Source organism: Actinokineospora spheciospongiae (genome assembly GCF_003182415.1).
Taxonomy (GTDB): domain Bacteria; phylum Actinomycetota; class Actinomycetes; order Mycobacteriales; family Pseudonocardiaceae; genus Actinokineospora; species Actinokineospora spheciospongiae.
This window is the reverse complement of record NZ_QHCP01000005.1, coordinates 345,759-363,695: the sequence shown is the minus strand read 5'-3', so window position 1 is coordinate 363,695 and position 17,937 is coordinate 345,759. Positions and strand designations below refer to the sequence as shown.

Here is a 17,937-nt window from a genome sequence, read left to right as displayed (position 1 = left end):
AGGCCCGGGCGCCCGCCGCGTGCGGGTGCCCGGGCCTGCGCCGGTGCTCTGGGGTGGGGGTCAGGCGGCGAAGACCGCCCCGGCCCTGGCGCCGCCCAGCGTGGTGTCGAGCCGGTGCGAGAGCACGGGCTGCAACCGCAGGTCGGCCAGGTTCTCGCCGACGACGGCGGGCACCAGCCTGCCGCCCTCGGCCGACGCGCGGGGACCCGCGGGCCCCTTGGCGGCGTCCACGGCCTCCACCGGCTCGGCGCCGACCCGCTGCGGCACGCCGTCCTCCACCGAGGTCAGCGCGCTGATGTCGGACGCCACGTGGTGCAGCAGCTCCGACAGCGGCAGCTCCAGGGCGTCGCAGATGGCCGCCAGCAGCTCGCTGGACGCCTCCTTGCGGCCCCGCTCGACTTCCGAGAGGTAGCCCAGGCTGACCCGCGCGGAGCGGGAGACCTCCCGCAGCGTGCGCTGCTGGTTGGTGCGGGCGTGTCGGAGCCGATCACCGATCGCCTCGCGCAACAGCACGGTCATCGCGCACCTCCCTTCCTCGGGACCTCAGTCCGAGCGCCGCCCCCGGTCGAAGCGGGAACCGCACCTGGCTGTCACACAGACAACGTTACCGAGAGGCACCGACACAGCGCAGCGACTTCACGGGTAGTCCGCCAAGAGCGAACGAGTGGTGAACCCGGAATGTTCCCGGGGTACCACGCCCGCGTCCCACACGCGTCGCGCGCGGAACGCCACCGACAGTGAACGGGTCCTCACCCGGAAAGGGTACCGACCGCACGGGCGATCAGGTCAAGGGCGGCACGCACGGCAACCGAGCGAACTTCTTCCCGGCCACCCGTCGCGACCGGCGACGACAGCAGCGTTCCGTCCGGTCCGGACAGTGCCGCGTACACCGTCCCGACCGGCTTGCCGTCCTGCGGGCCGGGCCCGGCGACGCCGGTGAGCCCGACGCCGTAGGTGGCCGCGCAGCGCAGCCGCGCGCCCTCGGCGAGGGCGACGGCGACGTCCGGGTCCACCGGCCCGCGCTCGGCGAGCAGGTCGGCGTCCACGTCGGCCAGGGTCGCCTTCAGGTCCGTGGCGTAGACGACGAGGCCGCCGCGGACGACGGCGCTGGAGCCCGCCACGCTGGTCAGCGCGGCGGTCAGCAGGCCGCCGGTCAGCGACTCGGCGGTGGCGACCGTCTCACCCCGGGCGCGCAGCGCGGCGACGACCGCGGCCACCGGCTCGGGGGGCAGGCCGGGCAGCAGGCCGAGCCCGGTCACGTGACCAGGGCGCGCTTGCCCCTGGCGCGCAGCCGGATCGCGCGGATGACGTAGTCGACGCCGGTGACCACGGTGAGCGCCACCGCGATGCCCATGACCGTCCAGTTGAACGGGACGAACAGGGCGGGCAGCGGGAGCAGGAACAGCCCGATCGCCAGGACCTGGGCCAGCGTCTTGGCCTTGCCGCCGCGGCTGGCCGGGATCACCCCGTGCCGGATCACCCAGAACCGCAGGAGCGTGACGCCGATCTCCCTGACCGCGATCACCAGGGTGACCCACCACGGCAGGTCGCCGAGCAGGCTCAGCCCGACCAGGGCCGAGCCGGTGAGCGCCTTGTCCGCGATCGGATCGGCGATCTTGCCGAAGTCGGTGATCAGCCCGTGCTTGCGGGCCAGCCTGCCGTCGATGTGGTCGGTCACCGAGGCGACCGCGAAGATCGCCCAGGCGACCAGCCGCCAGAACGTGTCGGCGCCGTCCTCGGTGAACAGCGCCGCCAGGAACACCGGCACCAGCAGCAGCCGCGACACGGTGAGCATGTTGGCGATGTTGAGCACCGGGACCTGCGTCGGCTCCGGCAGGGCGGGCGCGTGGTGCTCCGGCACGGCCGCGGCGACCGGCTGGGCGAGGTCGGCGGGTCCCGCGGGTGACTCGGTGCACTCCGGACCCTCCACCGCCTCCCCGGGGCCCCCGGTCGCCGCGGCGCTCACGGCGAGTCCGGGGCGACGCGCGGAAGCACCTCGAGCGGTTCGACCACCAGGTCCACGCCCTCGGAGTCGACCACGCGCGCGCGGACCAGGTCGCCGACGGCGAGGTCGGTGACGTCGAGGGAGTCGCCGCTGACGAACACGCACTCGCCGTCGACCTCGGGGGCCTGGTGGGCGGCGCGGCCCGCGCAGTCCTCGTCCTCGGAGTCGGGGCGCTCGACCAGCACGACCACCTCGGAGCCGATCCGCTCCTCGGCGCGCTGGGTGGTCAGCTCCTCCGCCAGCGCCGAGATCCGGGCCACCCTGGCGGCGACGGTGTCGGCGTCGAGCTTGTCGGGGAGGTTCTCCGCCTCGGTGCCGTCCTCGTCGGAGTAGCCGAACACGCCGACCGCGTCGAGCCGGGCCTCGGTGAGGAACCGGACCAGTTCGGCCACGTCGGCCTCGGTCTCGCCGGGGAAGCCGACGATGACGTTGCTGCGGATGCCCGCGGCTGGCGAGTGCTCGCGGATCTGCCCGACCAGCTTGAGGAACGAGTCGGTGTCGCCGAAGCGGCGCATCCGGCGCAGCACGGTCTCGCTGGAGTGCTGGAAGGACATGTCGAAGTAGTCGGCGACGCCGGGCGTGGTGGCGATCGCGCGGACCAGGTTGGGCCGGGTCTCGGCGGGTTGCAGGTAGGACACCCGCACGCGGTCGATGCCGGGGATGGCCGCGAGGCCGGTCAGCACCGCCTCCAGCGCCCGCTCCCCGGCGTGCTCGCGGCCGAGGTCCTTGCCGTAGGAGGTGGAGTTCTCGCTGACCAGGACCACCTCGCGCACGCCCTGGGCGGCCAGCCAGGCGCCCTCGGCGAGGATCTCCTCGGGCAGCCGGGAGACGAACGAGCCGCGGAAGGACGGGATCGCGCAGAACGAGCAGCGCCGGTCGCAGCCGGAGGCGATCTTGAGGGAGGCCACCGGGGCGTCGTCGAGGCGCTTGCGCTCGATCCGCGGCCCCCAGGCGTGCCCGGGGACGGCGACCTCGGCCGAGGCGGCCTGGCGCTCGACCGGGCTGATCGGCAGCAGGGTGCGCCGGTCGACCGGCACGTGCGAGGCGACGGCGTGGCCCGCGACCACCTCGCCCAGGCGCTCGGCCAGGTCCGGGTAGTGGTCGAAGCCCAGCACGGCGCTGGCCTCGGGGAGGCTGTCGGCGAGTTCGGTGCCGTAGCGCTCGGCCATGCAGCCGACCGCGACGACCTTGGCCCCGGTGTCGGCGGCGGCGAGCAGGGTGTCGACCGAGTCCTTCTTCGCCGATTCCACGAACCCGCACGTGTTGACGACGATCACGTCGGGGCTCGCGTCGGCGCCGCCGTCGAGGTCGACCAGTTCCCACCCACCGCCCGACAGCCTGCCCGCGAGTTCTTCGGAGTCGACCTCGTTGCGGGCACAACCGAGGGTGAGCATGGCGACACGACGTGACGTGGACGGAGAAGACACGACCAAAGGGTAACCGCCGGGTGACGAGGACGGCCGGGGCGTTGGGGTTGGTCAACGCCACCGGCCGTCGGGGCAATGGTGCCATCCCCCGCGCCGGGAGCGGGAATCGGGCGTGCTCACCGGGCGGGCGCGCTGCTGGGGCGCGGTTGCCGCGCGCGATGAGCGGTTCCGAGACGAGGGGTGATCGACTCCCGCCGGGAGTTGTCTGCGGAGGACAAAATACGATCGGGTGAGCTATTGGACACGGTCGGGTTCCCGCGCGTGACTGGATCGGAACTACGAATACGCGCTGTGATGGTGCACAGTGTCCTGGTTCACCATGGAGGGGAGCGGCAAGGGCATGTCCAGCAGAGGTAAACACCGGAAGAAGCGCAGGATTCCGGCAGCGGCGGCGGTGGTCGTCCCGGTCGCGGTCGTGCTGGTGGTCTCCACCGGTGACGGCGTCCCGCTGCCCGGCCTGGCCGGGTCCGGCGTGGACGCGGTGCCGCCGGAGCTGTCCGTGCCGGTGTCGGCCTCGGTGAGCGTGCTCGCCGTCGACGGCTCGATGCCCGCCGATTCCGACCTGAGCCCCGAGGTGCTCGCCGCCGTCGCCGACGCGCAGGCCGTGCCGCCGCCCGGCCCCGAGGCCGGGATCGACCTGAGCCAGGCGGGCATCCCCGAGGTCGCCATGCGCGCCTACGCCCGCGCCCAGCAGCTCCTCGCGGCCACCCAGCCCGGCTGCAAGGTCCAGTGGACCGTGCTGGCCGCGATCGGCCGGATCGAGTCCGGCCACGCAGGCTCCGGGGCGGTCGACGCCTCCGGGCGCACCCTGACCCCGATCCTCGGCCCGGTCCTCGACGGCGTCGACACCGCCGCGATCGCCGACACCGACGACGGCCGCTGGGACGGCGACCGCACCTGGGACCGCGCGGTGGGCCCGATGCAGTTCATCCCCGCCACCTGGGCCTACTACGGCACCGACGGCAGCGGCGACGGCACGGCCGACCCGAACAACCTCTACGACGCGGCCGTGTCCGCCGCCCGCTACCTGTGCGCGGGCGGCACGGACATGTCCGACCCGACCCAGCAGGCGCGGGCGATCTTCCGCTACAACCACTCCGACAGCTACGTCCGGTCGGTGCTGGCCTGGGTCGGCACCTACGCCGAGGGCGTCACCCAGCCGCCCGCGGTCGTCCCCCCGCCCGGGGCGAACCCGCAGGCGCCCGGTCCCGGCAGCATCCTGGCGGGCGGCGGTGGCCCGATCGCGCCGCTGGCCGCCGCGGGCACCACCGTGGTCCCGCAGGCGGGCAACACCCCCGGCGGCACCGGTGGCGTGGCGGTTCCCCCGATCACCGTGCCGGGCACCGGGGTGCAGGTCCCCGGCGTGCAGGTCCCGGTCCCCGGGCTGCCGGTCCCGCCGGTCACCACCGCGCCCAAGCCGCCGACCACGACCGCGCCGAAGCCCCCGGTCACCACGGCCCCCAAGCCGCCGACCGCGACGCCGCCGCCGGTGACCACCACGCGGCCGCCCACGACGACGCGGCCCCCGACCACAACGACCAGGCCGCCCGCCACGACCACCACGCGGCCGCCCCTGCCGGGCACCGACTGGTACGACTGGTCGGTCTGGGTCCCGTGGATGAAGTGACCCGCTGACCCGCACGCCGAGAGCCGCCCGGACCCCGGGGCGGCTCTCGGCGTCTCAGACCCGCTCGAACACCGCGGCCAGGCCCTGCCCGCCGCCGATGCACATGGTCTCCAGCGCGTACCGCCCCCCGCGGCGGTCCAGCTCGCGCAGCATGGTGGTCAGGATGCGGACGCCGGTCGCGCCGAGCGGGTGGCCCAACGAGATCCCGGAGCCGTTGACGTTGACGCGGTCCCAGTCGGTCTCGGTCAGCCCCCACTCGGCGGCCACGGCGAGGACCTGGGCGGCGAACGCCTCGTTCAGCTCCACCAGGTCCACGTCGGCGAGGGTGAGGCCCGCGCGGTCGAGGGCCTTGGCGGTGGCGGGCACCGGGCCGAGCCCCATCAGGTGCGGTGGCACGCCTGCGGCGGCCCACGACACCAGCCTGGCCAGCGGGCGCAGGCCCAGCTCGGCGGCCCTCTCCGGGGTGGTGACCAGGCAGGCCGCCGCGCCGTCGTTCTGGCCGCTGGCGTTGCCCGCGGTGACGGTGGCCCCCGGGTCCTGCCTGCCCATGATCGGCTTGAGCCCGGCCAGGGTCTCGGTGGTGGTGTCCGCGCGCGGGTGCTCGTCGCGGTCGACCGGGGTGGCGGGCTTGCCGCGCTTGCCCGGCACCGCCACCGGCACGATCTCCTCGGCGAAGCGCCCGGCCTCGATCGCGGCCACGGCCCGCTGGTGCGACCGCGCGGACAGCTCGTCCTGCGCGGTGCGGGAGACGCGGTACTCGCGGCGCAGGTTCTCCGCGGTCTCGACCATGCCGCCGTCGACCGGGAAGTTCACCCCGCCCGCGGTCACCCGCGCCCTGGCCAGCCGGTCGTGCAGCTCGACGCCGGTGCCCTTGACGCCCCAGCGCATCGCCGTGGAGTAGAACTCGACCTGGCTCATGTTCTCCGCGCCGCCCGCGACCACCACGTCGGCCGCGCCGGTCTGCACCCGCATGGCGGCGTCGAGCACCGCTTGCAGGCCGGAGCCGCAGCGCCGGTCGAGCTGGGTGCCGGGCACCCCCACCGGCAGCCCGGCGTCGAGGGCGGCGACCCGGCCCAGCGCGGGCGCCTCGCCGTTGGGGTGGCACTGGCCGAACACGACGTCGTCCACCAGCGCCGGGTCGACGCCGGTGCGCGCGAGCAGTTCGCGGATGACGGTCGCGGCCAACTCGGTCACCGGCACACCGGTGTACACACCGCCGAACCGGCCGACCGCGGTGCGGACCGGCTCGCAGATGACTGCCTGGCGCATCGCTGCTCCTCCACTCCCCGCCCGGCCGGGCGGACCGGGGTCCCCAGCCTGCCCCGCCGGGGCCGATCGGGCGATGTGCTGTGCCACACGGTGTCGCGCGCCGGTGCCGGTCCCGGCGCGACGGACCGGAGGGGCGGGACTAGATTCCCGGGGATGAGACCGGTTGTGCGCAGGGCGAAGACCACCGACGTCCGGGCCATGAAGAAGATCATCGACGCCTACGTCGGCAAGGTCCTGCTCGCCAAGCCCACGGTGACCCTGTACGAGGACGTCCAGGAGTTCTGGGTGGTCGAGATCGACGGCGAGCTGATGGGCTGCGGCGCGCTGCACGTCCTGTGGGAGGACATCGCCGAGATCCGCACCATCGCCGTGCGCCCCGAGGCGCTGGGCCGGGGTGTCGGGCACCTGCTCGCCGACCGGCTGATCGCGGTCGCCCGCGAGCTGGGCCTGGCGCGGATCTTCGTGCTGACCTTCGAGACCGAGTTCTTCGCCCGGCACGGCTTCGTCGAGATCGACGGCACCCCGGTCAGCCCGGAGGTCTACGAGGAGATGCGCCGCTCGATGGACGAGGGTGTCGCGGAGTTCCTGGACCTGGAGTACGTCAAGCCCAACACCCTGGGAAACACGAGGATGCTGCTGAAGCTCTGAAGCACCCCTCAAACCCGCTCTAGGGGCGGTCCGGCACACACAGTGGGGTCCGGCGGGGTACCCCGCGCCGGGGCGGCGGTGGGATGAATGACGGGCCGTTTCCCCACTCCCCCAGGAGAACCCCGTGGCCACGTCCACCCTGCGTCGTGCCTCCCGCGGTGTCGTCGCGTCCGTCGCCGCCGCCTGCGCCCTGGTCGTCGGCGCGGGCACCGCGTCCGCCGACCTCAGCGCCACCCAACTGCGCAGCACCACCGACAGCTACCTGTTCAGCCAGAGCCTGAACACCTTCCAGACCACCCGGGCCAACCGCCCGTACGCCAGCCAGCTCGACTGGTCGTCGGACGGCTGCTCCAACTCCCCGGACAACCCCTTCGGCTTCAACTTCGTCAAGGCCTGCTACCGCCACGACTTCGGGTACCGCAACTACAAGAAGCAGGGCCGGTTCACCGAGGACAACCGCCTGCGCATCGACAACAACTTCAAGTCGGACCTGTACACGATCTGCGCGGGCAACTGGTCCTGCAACCGCACCGCCGACGTGTACTACACGGCCGTGCGCCAGTTCGGCAATAGCTGAGGTCGCCCGGGTGACCGGGGCCCCGGCCCCGGTCACCGCCGGTCGTGTCGCCCGATCACACCCACGGGCTCACCTGGACCGGGCATCATCGAGGCGTGCTTGAGATCGCCCTGACCCTGGGCAGACTGGTCGCCACCCACGCCGCCAAGGCCTGGCTGGGCGACCGCCGCAAGAAGGTCGAACGGACGGCGTCGCTGACCGACCTGACGCTGCCCGGGGCGGCGGACGGCTTCACCCGCCGCAAGCTGTCCCGCCAGCTCGAGGACATCGGCGACCGCGTCGCCCAACGCCTCGAACCGGCGCTGCACACGGAACTGAGGGGCCTCCCGGACCACGAACGCCAAGCCGCCTTGGACGCCGTCATCGACACGCTGTGCGACGTCGACCTGACCGACACCCTGCTCCTGAGCGCGGACCTGGACCCGGCCGAACTGGTGCGCCGCATCAGGTCCGAGGTCCCCGACGCCACGCGCCGGGCGGGCCTGTCCGCCGACGCGGTCGCCCTATTCGACCTGGTGCTGCTGGAAACCTGCGCCTGCCTGGTCAGCGTCATCACCCAACTCCCGGCCTTCCAGCCCCGCGCGCTGACGGAACTGCTGAGCAGGGTCAGCGACCTCGCCGACTCGGTGGGCGAAGTCCTCAACCGCCTCCCCCGCCCCAGCCTCACCGCCCCGGACGGCACGACACTGGACGACGACTTCGCGCGGCGGTACCTGGGGTTCCTGAGCGAGGCGCTGGACGAACTGGAGATGTTCGGCATCGACGTCCGCCAGTACCGCCCCCGGACGTCGGTCAGCGTGGCCTACCTGAGCCTGACCGTCTCCGGCGCGGCTCCGAAGGAGGAGTGGCTGCCGATCCTCGACCACCAGCGCACCGAAGGCGTCCGGGTCGAGCAGGCCCTGGCCGGTGCCCGGCGCACCCTGCTGCGCGGAACAGCGGGCTCGGGCAAGACGACCCTGCTCCAGTGGATCGCCGTGACGGCGTCACGGGCGGGCTTCACCGGCCCACTGGCCCCGTGGAACGGCAAGGTCCCCTTCCTGGTCCGCCTCCGCAGCTTCGCCGACGGGAACCTGCCCCAACTGAGCGGCTTGATCGCGGCGGCGGCGGCACCGGTCGCGGACTTCGAACCGACGGCGTGGGCAGCCCGTCAGTTCGTCAACGGCCGTGCGGTTCTCTTGGTCGACGGCGTGGACGAGCTCCGCGCCGACCGGAGGTCTCGGGTCCGCCGCTGGCTGGCGGACCTGCTGGTGGCCTACCCGCACACCGAGGTCGTGGTCACCTCGCGTCCGGCGGCGGCCAAACCACGGTGGTTGACCGAACTGGGGTTCCAGGAGCTTGACCTGGAGCCGATGACCCCGGCGGACATCGCCGAGTTCACCCGGCGCTGGCACGCGGCTGCCCGGCAAACCGGTGTGCTGCCTTGCCCGGTGGAGGAACTGGGCGAGTACGAGGCGGCCCTGCTGCGGCAGTTGGAGGGCAATCGCCACCTGCGCACGCTGGCCGCCACGCCGCTGCTGTGCGCGATGCTGTGTGCGCTGAACCTGGACCGGCGCAAGCACCTGCCGCCGGACCGGATGCGCTTGTACGCGGCGGCCTTGGACCTGCTGCTGGAGCGCCGGGACGTTGAACGGGAGATTCCATCGGAGATCCTGCTGAGCGGATCGGCGAAGGTCACCATCCTCCAGTACCTGGCCTGGTGGCTCACCTTGTGCGCCCGCTCAGAGGCGAAGGTGGAGGAGGCGGTGCACCAGATCGGGGCGGCGATCCGCCGTGTTCCGCATGCGCAGGGCATCGAGGCCGGGGAGATGCTGGAGCATCTGCTGGAGCGGAGTGGTCTGCTGCGGGAGCCAGTGCCGGGGCGGGTGGACTTCGTGCACCGGACATTCCAGGAGTACCTGGCGGGCAAGTACGCGGCCGAGGAGCACTACGGCGAGGTGCTGGTACAGAAGGCGCACCTGGAACAGTGGCGCGAGACGGTGATCATGGGTGTGGGCCACGCGGCGGTCCCAGTCCGTCGAGAGATCATCGACGCCATTCTCGACCGGGCCACCGCAGAGCCGCGCCACTCCCGCAAACTCCGCTTGGTCGCGGCGGGCTGCCTGGAAACTGCGCACACCCTGGACGAGGACACTGCGGCACGCCTGGATACCACCCTGAAAACCCTGTTTCCCCCCAGGCGCTCGGTCGAAGCTCGATCTTTGTCGACCTTGGGCGACCGGGCCCTTCGGCACCTGCCCACGGACCTGTCGAGCATCTCCGCCGCATCCGCTGCCGCATGCGTGAGATCTGCCGCTTTGGTGGGCAGCCCACAAGCACTACGACTGCTGAGCAGATATGCCCTCGATCCGAGACTTGAAGTCCAGGGAGAAATCGCGGGTGGATGGAAATTCTCCAGCCCGGAGCGCTACGCGAAAGAAGTCTTGGCAGACACTCCGCTGATCCATGGTCACATCGAAATCCAATCGGCAGACCACGTGCAGCACCTGCACGCGTTGAGGCATCTCAAGACCTACGGTGTTCAAATCACCAACCACCGGCAAGATTTGTCCTTCCTGGGCGTGGACGAACGACTGACCTCCCTCCGCATCGATTTCGCAGCCGAGCACCCGGACGTCGACTTGGCTCCGCTGCACAAGATGCAGCAGCTACGCTTCTTCTTATTGCAGGGTGGTTCGCAACATGAAACCACCGGCCTTGAGGTGTTTCAATCACTTCCTGAACTCGAATTCCTCTTCCTGACACGACCTCGAGCGCGAACACTGGAGTTCGTCTCCACGCTCAACAAGCTGGCCTATTTCGGTATCAACAGTGCCGCCAACCTGAAAGACGCCTCTGCGGCGATGGCACTTCCCAAACTCCGCCACCTCATCCTGGGGGCCTTACCCGACCTCAATTTCGGAAAGGTCAAATCACCAAGCATCCGAAATCTGACCATCACCAGAACTGTGGCCTTGGAGTCGATCCTGCCTCTGGTTCCAAATATTCGACATCTCGTGGTTCAAATCGAAGCAGGTCAGGACATGACCTTGGTGCAGCATGCCCGAGTATTGGAGGAAATGGTCCTGTCAGGCCGCGGTTTGATCGATCTGGCTCCGCTTGCCGTTCTTGAACAGCCGGTCGCGGTCCACCTGCGCGGGTTGGAGGCGACCGGGCTGGACGAGCTCGGGCCGAACATCACCGTGACCGGAGGGCGTCAGTAGCCCTGCTGGTACCCGTGCTGCTGCGGCAGGTGGTAGCCGCCCTGCTGCGTGTAGTCGGCATAGCGCCTCGGGATGCCACCCGGGCCCACGTACGCCGCCTTGCCGAAGCCCAGGATCGGGTAGCCGATGAACGGGAGCAGGACCAGCAGCACCGTGAAGCCCGCGTCCTTGCCGAACGAGCGCGACAGCCCGGCCAGCGTGAGGATCATGAACACGATGTTCGCGACCGGGATGAAGAACATGATCAGCCACCAGGTCTGCTTGCCGCTGATCTTGAGCAGGACGATGGTGTTGTAGATCGGGACGATGGCCGCCCAGCCGGGTTCGCCCGCCTTGGTGAAGATCTTCCACATCGCGGCGATGCCGATGACGGCGAAGACCGCGGTGACGGCGAGAATGCCGATGAGGGCGCCCCACGGGAATTCGGTGGTCGGGTAGGTGGGGACGTCGTACTGGGCCACGGCGGGTCCTTTCAGGAGGGTGCGACTGTTGGTCGCTCCCGGACCCGTGGGCGTGCCGCGTGCCGGGTGGGTCGTTATCCGTTCGAGACGTCAGTCCTCATCGGACACCTCGACCGGGCCGCCGCCGCGCATCTCGTACAGGACGCCGTCGAGTTCTTCCGGTTTGATCAGGACGTCCCGGGCCTTGGAGCCCTCCGAGGGGCCGACGACGCCCCTGGTCTCCAGGAGGTCCATCAGGCGACCGGCCTTGGCGAAGCCGACGCGGAGCTTGCGCTGGAGCATCGACGTGGAGCCGAACTGGGAGGTGACGATCAGCTCCGTGGCCTGCACCAGCAGTTCCAGGTCGTCGCCGATGTCGGGGTCGATCTCCTTCTTCTCGCCTGCCTTGGCGGCGGTGACGCCGTCGGTGTAGTCGGGCTGGGCCTGTTCCTTGGTGAAGGCGACGATGGCCATGATCTCCTCGTCGCTGACGTACGCGCCCTGGACGCGGACGGGCTTCGAGGCGCCCATGGGCAGGTAGAGGCCGTCGCCCATGCCGATGAGCTTCTCGGCGCCGGGTTGGTCGAGGATGACCCTGGAGTCGGTCAGCGACGAGGTGGCGAACGCCAGCCGGGACGGGACGTTGGTCTTGATCAGGCCGGTGACCACGTCGACCGAGGGGCGCTGGGTGGCCAGCACGAGGTGGATGCCCGCCGCGCGGGCCTTCTGGGTGATGCGGACGATGGCGTCCTCGACGTCGCGGGGGGCGGTCATCATCAGGTCGGCCAGCTCGTCGACGATGGCCAGGATGTACGGGTAGGGGCGGTACACGCGCTCGCTGCCGGGCGGGGCGCTGATCTCGCCGGTCTTGACCTTCTTGTTGAAGTCGTCGATGTGGCGGACCCGGTTGGCCTGCATGTCCTGGTAGCGCTGCTCCATCTCCTCCACCAGCCAGGTCAGCGCCGCCGCCGCCTTCTTCGGCTGGGTGATGATGGGCGTGATCAGGTGCGGGATGCCCTCGTACGGGGTCAGCTCGACCATCTTCGGGTCGATCAGGATCATCCTGACCTCGTCGGGGGTGGCCCTGGCCAGCAGCGAGACCAGCATGGAGTTGACGAAGCTGGACTTGCCGGAACCGGTGGAGCCCGCGCACAGCAGGTGCGGCATCTTCGCCAGGTTCGCGGTGATCATGTGGCCCTCGATGTCCTTGCCCAGGCCCACCACCATGGGGTGGGAGTCGGACAGGGCGGTCGTGGAGCGCAGCACGTCGCCGAGGCGGACCATCTCGCGGTCGGCGTTGGGCACCTCGATGCCGACCGCGGACTTGCCCGGGATGGGCGCCAGCAGCCGGACGTTGTCGGTGGCCACCGCGTAGGCGATGTTCTTGGTCAGCGCGGTGATCTTCTCGACCTTCACCCCGTGGCCGAGCTCGACCTCGTAGCGGGTGACCGTCGGGCCGCGGGTGAAGCCGGTGACCTGGGCGTCGATGGAGAACTGGTCGAGGACGCCGGTGATGGCCTCGATCATCGCGTCGTTGGCCTTGCTGCGGGTCTTGGGCGCGTCGCCCGCGGTCAGGACCGACGGGTCGGGCAGCCGGTAGTCGCCGTCGACGACGCGGGTGACGGTGATGCTGTCCGGGTCGCGGGGGGCCTCGGTGACCTGCGGGGTCTCCTCGACCCGGGGCACCGGGCGCTTGCGGACCGGTTCGGCGGGGGCGTCCAGCGGCAGCGTGGGCTGGGCGCCCTCGGCCTCCTCGGCGGCCTTGCGCCCGCGGGGCTTGCGCGGGCGCAGCGGCGGCTCGGCGAGCGGGTCGGGGTCGCCGAGGTCGAGTTCGTCGATGCCGACGTGGCGGTCTTCGAGGTCTTCGTCGTCGGGGAGGCGGCCCAGCTCGCGCAGCCGGGTGGGGATCTCGCGGACCGGGGTGCCGGTGAAGACCAGCACGCCGAAGCCGAGGACCAGGAACAGCACCGGCACCGCGACCCAGGCGGTGACGCCCTTGGCGAGCAGGCCGCCGGAGAAGAACCCGAGCGCGCCACCGGCGAACATCCGCCCGTGGTTGTCCTCGGGCATCCCGGCGAACACGTGCAGCACGCCCAGCAGCGCCAGCGAGATCAGCAGCGCGCCGACGGCGTAGCGGGGCCGCTTCTCCGGCTGCGGGTCCGAGCGCATCAGGATCACCCCGACGGCCAGCAGGGCGGGCGGGACGATGGTCGCCAGCGCGCCGAACACGGTGCGCACACCGATCTCCAGGCCCGCACCGACGATGCCCGCTGCCCGCCACCACACGGCGGCGCCGAGCACCAGGCCGAGGGCGATCAGCCCGAAGGCGATGCCGTCGCGGCGGTGCGCCGGGTCGAGTTCCTTGGTGCGGCCGATCGCGCGGGCCAGGGAGCCGACGCCCTTGGCGAGCACGCCCCAGGCGGAGGCGAACGCGCCCCTGCTCGGCGGCGGGGCGGCCTTGCCGCGCGCGGGGGCGCGCTTGGCGGGTGCCTTCGCCGCGGACCGGGCGGGGGTCTTGGCCGCGGTGCGGGTGGGCGCCTTCGCGGGCGCCTTGGCCGGGGTCTTGCGGGTGCCGCCCGCCGACGACCGCGCCCGGCCGGTCGTGGAGTTCTTGGGGGTCGTGGAGCGGCTCGCCATGACCCCAGGCTAGTCGCCCGGACCTCTCCAGCCCCGGACATCACCGCGGCAACACGCGCACATCCCGCCCCGTGAGCACCGGGGTGCGGGCAGCGCGGACCTGGCCGGCCCCGGTGACCTGGGCCGTGCCATGCTCTCGCCCATGGTTGCGCTGACCGGGGGCAGTGACGAGGCGACACGCCGGGAGAAGGCGGTCGCGGACACACCGAACATCTGGCGGGTGCTCAACGCCGTCGACCGCGCGTTCGTCCGGCTGGTCGGCCGGGTCGAGGTCAGCGGCGCTTTCCCGGAGCACCTGCTGGGCAAACCGGTGCTGGTCGCGGCGAACCACATCGGCATGTTCGACCCGTTCGTGCTGATGGCCGCGGCGAAGGGGCAGGGGTTCCTGCCGCGGTTCATGCTCACCGCGGGCCTGATGGACGCGCCGGTGCTGGGCCCGCTGCTGCGCCGCAGCGGCCACCTGCGGGTCGACCGGGGCAAGGCGAACGTGATCGACGCGTTCAGCCGGGCCGTGGAGACGCTCAAGACGGCGAGGGTGCCGCTGCTGGTGTACCCGGAGGGCCGGGTGACCCTGGAGCCGGGCATGTGGCCGGAGAAGGGCAAGACCGGGGTGGCCAGGATGGCGCTGGGCGGCGGCGTGCCGGTGGTGACGATCAGCCAGTGGGGTGCGCACGAGGCGGTGTACTGGGGCAGCGAGACCGTGTCCGGGTGGAAGGACGTCAAGCCGCTGGTGGTGTCGTTCCTGCGCGCGGTGCGCAACCGGCCGGTGTTCAAGGTGCACTTCGGCGGTCAGGTGGACCTGTCGGACCTGTCGGCGGGCAAGCCGGGCGACGCGATGCGCGCGCACACCCGGATCATGCAGGCGATCACCGCGGACCTGGTGCCGCTGCGGGCGGACGAGCCGGACGAGGCGCGGTTCCACGACCCGACCCGGCCCACCACCGGTCGGAGCCCGTGGCGGCCGCCCGCTCCCCCGCGCGGGTAGGGGCCGTTCGCCCCTCGACCTGATTGGTCTGGTCCAATCCGTCGACAAGCCTTGACGGGTTGGCCAACAATTCACCATCCTCGGTGGTGAGCGCGCTCTCCCTCCTCTCCCCCGCTGAGGAAAGAGACAATTCCATGAAGCGATCCCTCGTGATGCGCGCGAGCGCGTCCGGCCTGCTGCTGTCCGGGCTCCTGGCGGCGGGCGCGGTGTCCCCCGCGCACGCCGCACCGGAGCTGTCCCCCGGGCTCGTCCCCGCCGTGCAGCGGGCCTTCGGGCTCACCGCCGAGCAGGCCGCGACCCGGCTGGCGCAGGAGGACACCGCCGCCCGGGTCGAGCCCGCGGCCAAGGCGGCGGCCGGGGCGGCGTACGGCGGTTCGTGGTTCGACCCGGCGCGCGGCGTGCTCGTCGTGGCGCTGACCGACCAGACCCGCGCGGGCGCCGTCCGGGCCACCGGGGCCGAGACCACGACCGCCACCACGAGCGCGGCCCGGCTCGACGCCGCCAAGGCCGCCGTGGACGCGCTCCCCACCGGCGCACCCGCGGGCGTCTCCGGCTGGCGGACCGACCCGAGGACCGGGAGCGTGCGGGTCAGCGTCAACACCCCGGGCGCCGACGTCGACGCCTTCCTCGCGGCGGCGGGCCGGGTGGCGCCGCTGACCGTCGCACCCGGACCGAAGCCGACCACGCTCAGCGCGGGCACCGTCGGCGGCGACCCCTACCACATCAACGGGAACACCCGCTGCTCCATCGGCTTCTCCGTCCACGGTGGATTCGTCAGCGCCGGGCACTGCGGCGGCGCGGGCAGCTCCACCACCGGCTGGGACGGTTCGTACCTGGGCAACTTCGCCGCCTCGCAGTTCCCCGGCGACGACATGGCCTTCATCCGGACCGGCGGCGGCTGGTGGACCGTGCCGGTGGTGATCGGCTGGGGGCAGGTGTCCGACCAACTCGTGCGCGGGTCGAACGAGGCGCCGGTCGGGGCCTCGGTGTGCCGCTCGGGTTCCACCTCGCACTGGCACTGCGGCACGGTCCTGGGCAAGAACGAGACGGTGAACTACGCCCAGGGCGCGTTCCACGGCGCGACGAGGACCAACGCCTGCGCCGAGCCCGGCGACTCCGGCGGCTCGTTCCTCAGCGGTGACCAGGCCCAGGGCGTGACCTCCGGCGGCTGGGGCAACTGCTCCTCCGGCGGGCAGACCTGGTTCCAGCCGGTCAACGAGATCCTCCAGCGCTACGGCCTGACCCTGCACACCGCGTGAACCCCGCGCCGGTCCGGGCCCTTGCCGGGTCCGGACCGGCGTGGTGGCATGGGCGCCATGAGCCTCCCCGAGAGCACCGACCCCTGGTGGAAGAGCGCTGTGGTGTACCAGGTCTACCCGCGCAGCTTCGCCGACTCCGACGGCGACGGCGTCGGTGACCTGCGGGGCGTCGAGTCGAAACTGGACTACCTGGCCGAACTGGGCGTGGACGTCCTGTGGCTCTCGCCGGTGTACCCGTCGCCGCAGGACGACAACGGCTACGACATCAGCGACTACCGCGGCATCGAGCCGGTCTTCGGCACCCTCGACGACTTCGACCGGCTGCTGGCGGGGGTGCACGAGCGCGGCATGAAGCTGGTGATGGACCTGGTGGTCAACCACACCTCCGACGAGCACCCGTGGTTCGTGGAGTCGCGCTCCTCCAAGGACAACCCGAAGCGCGACTGGTACTGGTGGCGCCCGCCGCGCGAGGGCGTGCCCGCGGGTGCGCCGGGCGCGGAGCCGACCAACTGGACGTCGTTCTTCACCGGCCCCACCTGGGAACTGGACGAGACGACCGGCGAGTACTACCTGCACCTGTTCTCCCGCAAGCAACCCGACCTGAACTGGGAGAACCCGCAGGTGCGGGCGGCGGTGCACGAGATGATGCGCTGGTGGCTCGACCGCGGCGTCGACGGCTTCCGGATGGACGTCATCAACATGATCTCCAAGGACACCGCGCTGCCGGACGGCCCCGGCGGCGACGGGTCGGCGCACTACCTGCACGGGCCACGGCTGCACGAGTTCCTGCGGGAGATGCACCGGGAGGTGTTCGCGGACCGGGCGGGCGCCACGATGACCGTGGGCGAGATGCCCGGGGTGACGGTCGAGGAGGCGCGGCTGCTGACCGACCCGGCGCGCGCCGAGGTCGACATGGTCTTCCAGTTCGAGCACGTGCAGCTCGACCACGGCCCCGCGAAGTGGGACCGGACCGGCCTGGACCTGCGCGACCTGAAGGCGACCCTCGGGCGGTGGCAGACCGGGCTGGCGGACGTCGGGTGGAACAGCCTCTACTGGAACAACCACGACCAGCCCCGGGTGGTCTCCCGGTTCGGCGACGACGGCCGGTACCGGGTGGAGTCGGCGAAAATGCTGGCGACCGTTCTCCACCTGCACCGCGGCACGCCGTTCATCTACCAGGGCGAGGAACTGGGGATGACGAACTACCCGTTCACCTCGGCCGCGCAGTTCCGCGACATCGAGTCGGTGAACCACCACGCGCTCGCGGGCGACGCCGCACTACCCGGTTTGCGCGCGATGAGCCGGGACAACGCGCGCACTCCCATGCAGTGGGACGCCTCGCCGAACGCGGGCTTCACGACGGGCACGCCGTGGTTGCCGGTGAACCCGAACCACACCGAGGTGAACGCCGCCGCGGCGCGCGCGGAAACCGACTCGGTGTTCCATCACTACCGCGCACTGATCGCATTGAGACACTCGGAACCGACTGTGGTGCACGGGGACTTCACCATGCTCCTGCCGGACGACCCGAACGTGTACGCCTTCTCGCGTTCCCACCGCGACACAGAGTTGTTGGTGCTGGCCAACTTCTCCCCGAAGGAGCAACGCCCTGACCTCGGGTTTCCGTGGTGGGACGCCCACTTGGTGCTCGGCAGCCACTCGGACGGGGGAACGACACTGCGTCCGTGGGAGGCGCGCGTGTACCGACGGTAAAGGTAAAGAACGTCCCATCACTCGGTCAGTGGTTGTTGCACAACGGGAATCCCGGTTAACCGCGAGCGGTTAACCGGGATTTTGCTTGTACGACACAACTTCACACAGTGAGGATGCTGGGCGACTCCTACTCATTCGAGAGCCCGGCCA

14 protein-coding genes are annotated in these 17,937 nt (G+C 71.4%); 7 read left to right on the top strand and 7 right to left on the bottom strand.

Going from position 1 to position 17,937, the window contains the following annotated elements:
• Positions 1 to 60: 60 nt before the first annotated feature.
• The 4 genes from DFQ13_RS15850 to rimO all read right to left on the bottom strand — a co-directional run bounded on the left by DFQ13_RS15850 (position 61) and on the right by rimO (position 3,432).
• Complete coding sequence (locus DFQ13_RS15850) at positions 61 to 519, bottom strand: helix-turn-helix domain-containing protein (RefSeq protein WP_110080351.1); 459 nt, start codon at positions 517 to 519, stop codon at positions 61 to 63.
• A gap of 230 nt (positions 520 to 749) precedes the next feature.
• Positions 750 to 1,259 (bottom strand): CinA family protein, encoded by a 510-nt coding sequence (locus DFQ13_RS15845; protein ID WP_110080350.1) that lies wholly within the window; start codon positions 1,257 to 1,259, stop codon positions 750 to 752.
• Positions 1,256 to 1,795, bottom strand: coding sequence for a CDP-diacylglycerol--glycerol-3-phosphate 3-phosphatidyltransferase (pgsA, locus tag DFQ13_RS15840; protein WP_084176362.1), 540 nt, complete (start codon positions 1,793 to 1,795; stop codon positions 1,256 to 1,258). Before pgsA ends, DFQ13_RS15845 begins: the two co-directional genes overlap by 4 nt.
• Before the next feature lie 167 nt (positions 1,796 to 1,962).
• Positions 1,963 to 3,432, bottom strand: coding sequence for a 30S ribosomal protein S12 methylthiotransferase RimO (gene rimO / locus DFQ13_RS15835; RefSeq protein ID WP_219994469.1), 1,470 nt, complete (start codon positions 3,430 to 3,432; stop codon positions 1,963 to 1,965).
• Positions 3,433 to 3,736: 304 nt separating this feature from the next.
• Between rimO and DFQ13_RS15830 the strand changes: the two genes are divergently transcribed.
• On the top strand, positions 3,737 to 5,059 hold the full coding sequence (locus DFQ13_RS15830) for a lytic transglycosylase domain-containing protein (RefSeq protein WP_146241245.1): 1,323 nt from the start codon (positions 3,737 to 3,739) through the stop codon (positions 5,057 to 5,059).
• Between the two features lie 54 nt (positions 5,060 to 5,113).
• Here the strand turns inward: DFQ13_RS15830 and DFQ13_RS15825 are convergent, their stop codons facing one another.
• Positions 5,114 to 6,328, bottom strand: a complete 1,215-nt coding sequence (locus DFQ13_RS15825; RefSeq protein WP_110080347.1) for an acetyl-CoA C-acetyltransferase — start codon at positions 6,326 to 6,328, stop codon at positions 5,114 to 5,116.
• A gap of 153 nt (positions 6,329 to 6,481) precedes the next feature.
• On the opposite strand from DFQ13_RS15825, the gene DFQ13_RS15820 reads away from it, so the two are divergent.
• The 3 genes from DFQ13_RS15820 (at position 6,482) to DFQ13_RS15810 (ending at position 10,753) form a co-directional block, all read left to right on the top strand.
• On the top strand, positions 6,482 to 6,976 hold the full coding sequence (locus tag DFQ13_RS15820; protein ID WP_084176358.1) for an amino-acid N-acetyltransferase: 495 nt from the start codon (positions 6,482 to 6,484) through the stop codon (positions 6,974 to 6,976).
• A 124-nt stretch (positions 6,977 to 7,100) separates the two neighbouring features.
• On the top strand, positions 7,101 to 7,553 hold the full coding sequence (locus DFQ13_RS15815) for a phospholipase (RefSeq protein WP_052021923.1): 453 nt from the start codon (positions 7,101 to 7,103) through the stop codon (positions 7,551 to 7,553).
• Between the two features lie 95 nt (positions 7,554 to 7,648).
• The gene (locus DFQ13_RS15810; protein WP_110080346.1) at positions 7,649 to 10,753 is read left to right on the top strand and encodes an NACHT domain-containing protein; all 3,105 of its coding nucleotides are present in this window, start codon (positions 7,649 to 7,651) and stop codon (positions 10,751 to 10,753) included.
• Here DFQ13_RS15810 and DFQ13_RS15805 read toward each other — a convergent pair.
• Positions 10,747 to 11,214, bottom strand: coding sequence for a DUF5684 domain-containing protein (locus tag DFQ13_RS15805; protein WP_181400000.1), 468 nt, complete (start codon positions 11,212 to 11,214; stop codon positions 10,747 to 10,749). The two genes, DFQ13_RS15810 and DFQ13_RS15805, sit on opposite strands and share 7 nt — an antisense overlap.
• A 90-nt stretch (positions 11,215 to 11,304) precedes the next feature.
• Positions 11,305 to 13,830 carry an FtsK/SpoIIIE family DNA translocase gene (locus DFQ13_RS15800; RefSeq protein ID WP_110080345.1) on the bottom strand — a complete coding sequence of 842 codons (2,526 nt, stop codon included), beginning with the start codon at positions 13,828 to 13,830 and terminating at the stop codon, positions 11,305 to 11,307.
• A gap of 142 nt (positions 13,831 to 13,972) precedes the next feature.
• On the opposite strand from DFQ13_RS15800, the gene DFQ13_RS15795 reads away from it, so the two are divergent.
• From DFQ13_RS15795 to DFQ13_RS15785, 3 genes are all read left to right on the top strand, one after another.
• On the top strand, positions 13,973 to 14,815 hold the full coding sequence (locus DFQ13_RS15795) for a lysophospholipid acyltransferase family protein (RefSeq protein WP_233438432.1): 843 nt from the start codon (positions 13,973 to 13,975) through the stop codon (positions 14,813 to 14,815).
• Positions 14,816 to 14,949: 134 nt separating this feature from the next.
• Complete coding sequence (locus DFQ13_RS15790; protein WP_110080343.1) at positions 14,950 to 16,074, top strand: S1 family peptidase; 1,125 nt, start codon at positions 14,950 to 14,952, stop codon at positions 16,072 to 16,074.
• A gap of 57 nt (positions 16,075 to 16,131) precedes the next feature.
• Positions 16,132 to 17,787 (top strand): glycoside hydrolase family 13 protein, encoded by a 1,656-nt coding sequence (locus tag DFQ13_RS15785; protein WP_110080552.1) that lies wholly within the window; start codon positions 16,132 to 16,134, stop codon positions 17,785 to 17,787.
• The last annotated feature ends 150 nt before the right edge of the window (positions 17,788 to 17,937 follow it).